Source organism: Blautia sp. aa_0143 (assembly GCF_004167315.1).
Classification (GTDB): domain Bacteria; phylum Bacillota; class Clostridia; order Lachnospirales; family Lachnospiraceae; genus Blautia_A; species Blautia_A fusiformis.
In genome coordinates, this window is sequence record NZ_RCXU01000058.1 from 1 (window position 1) to 6,129 (window position 6,129).

At 45.2% G+C, this 6,129-nt stretch carries 6 protein-coding genes and 1 pseudogene; all 7 read right to left on the reverse strand.

Annotation, left to right across the window (positions count from 1 at the left end):
* Positions 1-194, reverse strand: a 194-nt coding sequence (locus EAI83_RS16735; protein ID WP_129976258.1) for a hypothetical protein, incomplete at its 3' end; no start/stop codon positions are given.
* Positions 195-208: 14 nt separating this feature from the next.
* On the reverse strand, positions 209-874 hold the full coding sequence (locus EAI83_RS16740; protein ID WP_071422048.1) for an ABC transporter ATP-binding protein: 666 nt from the start codon (positions 872-874) through the stop codon (positions 209-211).
* A 5-nt stretch (positions 875-879) separates the two neighbouring features.
* On the reverse strand, positions 880-1,140 hold the full coding sequence (locus EAI83_RS16745) for a hypothetical protein (protein WP_129900489.1): 261 nt from the start codon (positions 1,138-1,140) through the stop codon (positions 880-882).
* 126 nt (positions 1,141-1,266) lie between these two features.
* A complete protein-coding gene (locus EAI83_RS16750) occupies positions 1,267-3,654 on the reverse strand; it encodes an ABC transporter permease (protein ID WP_035300449.1) in 2,388 nt (795 codons plus the stop codon).
* A 165-nt stretch (positions 3,655-3,819) separates the two neighbouring features.
* Positions 3,820-4,851 (reverse strand): sensor histidine kinase, encoded by a 1,032-nt coding sequence (locus EAI83_RS16755; protein ID WP_129976260.1) that lies wholly within the window; start codon positions 4,849-4,851, stop codon positions 3,820-3,822.
* Positions 4,848-5,540 carry a response regulator transcription factor gene (locus EAI83_RS16760; RefSeq protein ID WP_035394423.1) on the reverse strand — a complete coding sequence of 231 codons (693 nt, stop codon included), beginning with the start codon at positions 5,538-5,540 and terminating at the stop codon, positions 4,848-4,850. Before EAI83_RS16760 ends, EAI83_RS16755 begins: the two co-directional genes overlap by 4 nt.
* Before the next feature lie 226 nt (positions 5,541-5,766).
* Positions 5,767-5,889, reverse strand: a pseudogene (locus tag EAI83_RS16765) (helix-turn-helix transcriptional regulator); the annotation flags it as partial.
* Positions 5,890-6,129: the final 240 nt, after the last annotated feature.

A 6,129-nucleotide genomic window follows, 5' to 3' on the forward strand; every position in this document is an offset into this window, starting at 1 on the left:
TCATAAGTATCAACAACCTGATTGCGCTGCATTTGTGTCAGGGAAGTAGATACAATTCCCGTAAAGCAGATCAGAAACGCCGCCAGCGCAACAGCGATCACTACCATCAGATTCCGGCGCTTCTCGCTTTGCAAACTTTTCTTTGCCAGCTTCTTTGTAATGGCGCTGGTATCATTTTCAAAAGGCCATGTCATAGCCTGCCACCTCCTTATTCCACAATCTTGCCATCCTCAATGCGGACAATCCGATCTGCAAGACGGGCAATGTCGTTGTTGTGGGTAATCATCACGACAGTTTGCCGGAACTCCGCACTGGTGCGCTTGATAAGCCCCAGCACCTCGGCACTGGTCTTACTGTCAAGGTTGCCGGTCGGCTCGTCGGCCAGCACAATAGCCGGTTTGGTAATCAGGGCGCGGGCAATCGCCACACGCTGTTGCTGTCCGCCGGAAAGATTGTTCGGCATATTTTTCAGTTTATCTTCCAGCCCCAGCAGGTGAACGATCTCGTCCAAAAACTTCTGATCCACCGTGTCCCCGTCCAGCTCCACCGGCAGGACAATGTTCTCATACACATTCAGGATGGGAACAAGGTTATAGTTCTGGAAGATAAAGCCGATGTTGCGGCGGCGGAAGATGGTGAGCTGTTCGTCATTCATTTTCGACAGCTCTTTGTCCCGGACAATCACATTGCCGGAAGTAGGGGTGTCCAGTCCGCCCATCATGTGAAGCAGGGTAGACTTGCCGCTGCCGGAGGTTCCCACAACGGCCACAAACTCGCCGTCATTTACGGAGAAGTTCACGCCGTCAAGGGCGCGGGTGATATTCGGCTCTGTGCCGTAATACTTTTTCAGGTCGATAGTCTGTAAAATGCTCATAAAATTCAATCCTTTCTTTGTTTGTTGTAAATGCGGAACGCTGCTGCGCCGGTGGCCGCCAACTGTACCAGAATCAGCACAGCAAACAGGCCGAAGCTCTCATAGTAGAACAGTTCATCCCAAAACAGGAGAACATCACAGAGAGCAGTCAAGGCAACCGTCCAGCGGATGTGCCGGGCCAGCCATTGCCGGAATACCAGCACAAGGGCAACGGGCTGGACGATCAGCAGCGCCAGATTCAAAATCAAGGTCGGGGTCAGTTCCATTGCGTCGCCTCCTCACTTTTGTTGATAAGGTCATTGTAAAACCCAAATGTCCGCGAAATGTTACAGCGGCCAAAAAATTTCATTGAAAATCGGGGTGAAATGTTACAACACTCGGACATTTCAAAATCAGTCTGCCATTTTGATCCGTTCCACCAACGAATTTCTGCATTGAATTTTTAGACAGATAGCAGAAATTATAATAGGTGTTATTATTAAGCAGACACCGTAAATCAGTAATGGAATAAAAGGAAAAGCATATTGAAAATAAGTTAATCCATTCGCAGACAATATCCGTACTAACAAATACCCTATCAAGGTTCCTACCACAACCGTAATAATCAAGCATGGAATAATCAGTAAGACACTTTCATGCAGCAGCATTTTCTTTAGCTGCTTTTTTGTCATACCGATAGATTCCAATATTCCAAATTCTTTTCTCCTTGTACTGATACGACTAATCAAGGTGTTTGTCAGATTAAAAATGCTAAACATAATGACAAAGGCAGATACTCCATAAACTTGTACGCTGGTATTATGAATCGTATTTGCCGAAGATGCTTTTACCTCTTGTAAGGTTTCCATTACCAAATCAGGGTGTCGGGACAGTATATTATTTAATTTGCTTTCTACTGATTTACCCACTTTTTCATATTCAGGTACGGACAAAGTTAAGGAAGCTGTTAAATCCATATCGCCCCACAACTTTTCTATGGTTTCTTTGGGGAGATAAAAGCCCTCATTCATACTTTTTTCGGAAGTACCGGCAATCAAAATATCTATGCTGTGTTCAGCCCCATCAAACCATCGTAATGTCACTTTTTCTCCTATTGACGGGCAAGCATGATAGACTTCTTTCTGTACACTTGTTCCTAATATAACCATAGCGTCTTGTTTCACCAATGTTTCGTATGTCCAATCAACAGGAAGCGTTTTCAAAATTTCTTCCTGATTATCAGGCGTAATCGGAATAATGGGAATTTCTAATTGTTCATTGTGATACTCAATAATGGCTGCGGTTCTCTCCGTAGCATAAATCTCTTTAACTTCCGGGATTTGTTGCAATTCTTCCATGAGTTCCTGTGAAAAAGGCGTATCAACTTGATACTCCGAAATACCATACGGTTTCGGATTGACTAATGTATTGTGGTTAATCGTAATATAATATTCTCCATCTTCCAAATTCCCCATTCTTGCAAAGGAATCTGGATTCCATGATGATATAAAAGTGGCTCCAACCATAAATAAAATCCCGCCGATTGCAAGCGAGGCAATCGTCAGATTGTGTTTTTTTCGATTCTGCTTTTCGCTCAATACGGCTAAAGAATACGGTGAGAGACGAATATGATTTTTCCTGTTCCGCACTCTACTTTCTTTTAGTTCTGGATTGTTTCCAACATATTTTGTTGCTTCAATAGGGGAAATATTTGAAGCTATTTGTGCGGGCTTGTATACGGAAATTTGTACGATGATAATGCCTAATATTATTGCGAAAATACTTGTGGCTATGGCATTGATAATCGTTATTCCATTCGGCTCTAACAAATATGCAAATATGATACCTACTGTAATACCGGCAGGTATTCCGAACAGGCAGAAACGATACCCCTCTTTACGAATCATCCGCTTAATTTGTTTTTCTGTCATGCCAATAGTTTTGAGCTGTCCAATCTGCGACACTTGATTTGATACCGAAAGGTAGAACACACTGTATATGACAATTCCGCTTGAAAATGCAATAAAAAGAGTAGCTAAAAGAACACCTCCCATTCCTGATCCACTGATAAGTGAGGAACAGAATTTGCTATTAAAATAAAGCTGGTTCCTGCTTATGTCTTGGGATAAAGCCAGACGATATACTGTATTCTCAAAATCAATAAGTCCCATTTCCGTGGCACCATTTACACGAATCAAGGCACTATATGGAATATCAGATAATAACACACCCTGTTCTGCATACGCTGGGGAGACATAAAAGTAAAATGTTCCTGTTTCCACATTATCAGTAAAACCAGTAATGATGAAATCCTCTGTTTTACTCCCTGCCGTTGGTAAAGTGATGGTATCTCCTATATTTAGCTGATACCCCAGTTCTAATTGCACATTTTTATCAATTACAATTTCATTGTACTGTTCTGGACAGGTTCCACTGACTAATTCATAGGATTTTATAATTCCAAAACCAGTCGGCATATAAACCGCTTCAAATTTGATCCCATCCATCAGAAAACTATCACTATGCTTATAGGGTACAATATCTTCAAGATCAGGTTCTTTTTTCAGAACTTCTATCTGTTCTGCTGTAAGCCCCCCGATGGTAGCTTGCTGCATTTGATTCAAAATCTTTTGTTCACTAATTTTGCTGCCTTGTTGGAATAAGGAGATTCCCACAATCAAACTAATTGCCAGCGCAATGGTCAAAACATTAAAAAAGCAAAAAATACGATTTGAAGATACATTGCGTTTTGCTAATTTCTTTACAATGGCGCTGGTATCGTTCTCAAAAGGCCATGTCATAGTTGTATCACCTCCATATTTGATAAGGGTATTGTAAACCCCAAATGTCCGCGAAATGTTACAGCGGCCAAAAAATTTCATTGAAAATCGGGGTGAAATGTTACAACGCTCGGACATTTCAAAAAAATTTACGGCGGGCAGCCGGAAATGGCCGTCCGCCGCGTTCTATTTTGTAGGCAGCATAATGGAAAATTCCGAACCCTTGCCCGGCTCCGAAACCACTTTGATATAGCCGCCCTGCCGCGTTACGATCTCGCGGGCCAGATACAGGCCAATGCCAACGCCCTGCTGTTCGTGTACTTCTTCCTCACGATAAAAGCGCCGGAAGATAGCGGCCTGATTGCTTTCGGAAATGCCCTTGCCGGTGTCGGTTACTTTAATCTCCACATACATTTCCCATAGCACCACCGACACAGCGATTTTTCCGCCCGCCGGGGTGTATTTCACCGCATTGTCCAGCAGGTTAAAGAGGGCTTCGGATGTCCACTTGCTGTCATGGGAAACGGTCAAATCCTCCGGGCAGTCCACGGACACAGCGATTTCCTTTTTCTCCGCTGCATACACGATCCCACTCATGGCCTGCGCCACAGTATCAAAGAGGCGGCCCGGTTTCTTATCCAACTGGATCACGCCTGTTTCCAGACGGGAGGTTTTCACAAGGGCCTGAAAGAGAAAGTCCAGCTTATCCGTCTGGCTGCGGATTCCCCGGATAAAGTCGGTGCGCTCTGCCTCGGCCATAGGCTTTTCCAGCAGGGTGTCCGTCGCCATTTTCAGATTGCTTACCGGCGTTTTCACCTGATGGGAAATATCCGATACAAGGGTCTGTAACTCCTGCCGTTCCTCGTCCACCCGGCGGCGGTTCTCCTGCATGATCTGGTAGAGCCTTGCCAGACGGTGCCCAATTCTGGCAAGCTGGGTTTCGCTGTCCTCTGGGCGCTGGGGCGCTTCATTCCCGGCGATCATGTGGTCTAAGGTCTGGCACAGGTCAGCGGTAAACTGCGACAGCCGCTTTCCAAACGCCTGCGTCAGTACGAAAATCCCCACAAGGGCACACAGCAGCAGCGCCCCGCCTGTCAGCAGCACCGCCGTCTGTTTTGTCACAAAAAACAGGACTATGGTGATCCCGGACATGGAGAGGACAAGCCCTATTGCCACCCGGCCAAACAGCCGCTTTACCGAGAGGTTTTGAACCTTCATTTTGCCTCGCCTCCCGTCCATTGATAGCCCATGCCGTAAACAGTCTTGATGTAGGGTGCGCCGCCGTCGGATTCGATCTTGCTGCGAATCCGGCTGATGGAGGTTGTCAGGGTGTGTTCGTCTACAAACCTCTCGTCTATATCCCACAGCTTTTCCAAAAGCTGCCCACGGGTCAGCACTTGCCGGGGATTTTTACGAAACAGGTTCAGCATTTTGTACTCCATCGGGGATAGGGTCAGGGGCTTGCCGTTTAGGGAAGCCGTCTGCTCCGAGAAGTCCAGAAACAGCCGTCCGTCATCGTAAATGTCCTTAGCCGGTTTGTGGTGTTCCAGCATGGCGAACATGGCTTTGATCTTCCGCTGCAAGGCCCCGATTACAAAGGGCTTTGTGATGTAGTCCACCGCGCCCACCTCATAGCCCCGTATCTGGTCGCTCTCCTGATCGTTGGCGGTCAGGAATATTACGATGGTGTCCGGGTGCTGGGGCTTTATCAGCTTGCACAGTTCAAAACCGTTCCCGTCCGGCAGGTTGATGTCCAGCAGCACTAAATCAAATTCCCGCTGGCGGATGGCTTCGGCTGCGGTTCTGGCATTTAGGGCAGAAGTCACGCCGTAGCCGTCTGCGGTCAGGTTATAGTCTAACATCTTATTCAAAAAACTGTCGTCCTCGACAATTAAAATCTGCTCCATATTCTCACTTCCTTTGCTTTTTGCAGATAGTATAACAGGCAAATGTCCGAGAATTGTTACAAGGACAAATATATTTATCATTTTACAGCTTTTTTATGTGTACTGCAATTTTATAAAAGAAAGGACAGCAGTATCATCAAATTGCTGTCCTTGCGGTTTATTATAGCTGGTAGTGTATAAGCGTGGGTTCATCATATTTGGTGTGGTATCTTTAACTATGGGAAACTCCGGTTTCCCATCTGGATACGGTCCTTCCAGAGACATTTAATATTTCTGCCAACTGCTCCTGTGTAATGCCTTTTTCTTTGCGAAGTTTTTTTAAAAAATTCCCGATTTTTACTTGGTCCACCTCAACTCCTCCTTTCATCATCAAATATAGAATCTGTTATCTGCAAATAACACGACACAAAGCGAGAAATGTCGTATTTTCACTAATAGACACAGTTGTCTATGCGTTTTTCATTTTTTCAATTATACAGTCGAGTAGACTAAGACCTCTCAATCTTAGCCCCTCACAGATCCGTACGTGCGGCTTTCCCGCATACGGCTCCTCATAGTAACATTCGCTTCAATATAAACAATAGTACGT

What these genes read in the sequence shown, in the direction of transcription:
- EAI83_RS16740 (WP_071422048.1), bottom strand. Translation starts at nt 874, where the DNA reads ATGAGCATTTTACAGACTATCGACCTGAAAAAGTATTACGGCACAGAG.
- EAI83_RS16745 (WP_129900489.1), bottom strand. Translation starts at nt 1,140, where the DNA reads ATGGAACTGACCCCGACCTTGATTTTGAATCTGGCGCTGCTGATCGTC.
- EAI83_RS16760 (WP_035394423.1), bottom strand. Translation starts at nt 5,540, where the DNA reads ATGGAGCAGATTTTAATTGTCGAGGACGACAGTTTTTTGAATAAGATG.
- EAI83_RS16750 (WP_035300449.1), bottom strand. Translation starts at nt 3,654, where the DNA reads ATGACATGGCCTTTTGAGAACGATACCAGCGCCATTGTAAAGAAATTA.
- EAI83_RS16755 (WP_129976260.1), bottom strand. Translation starts at nt 4,851, where the DNA reads ATGAAGGTTCAAAACCTCTCGGTAAAGCGGCTGTTTGGCCGGGTGGCA.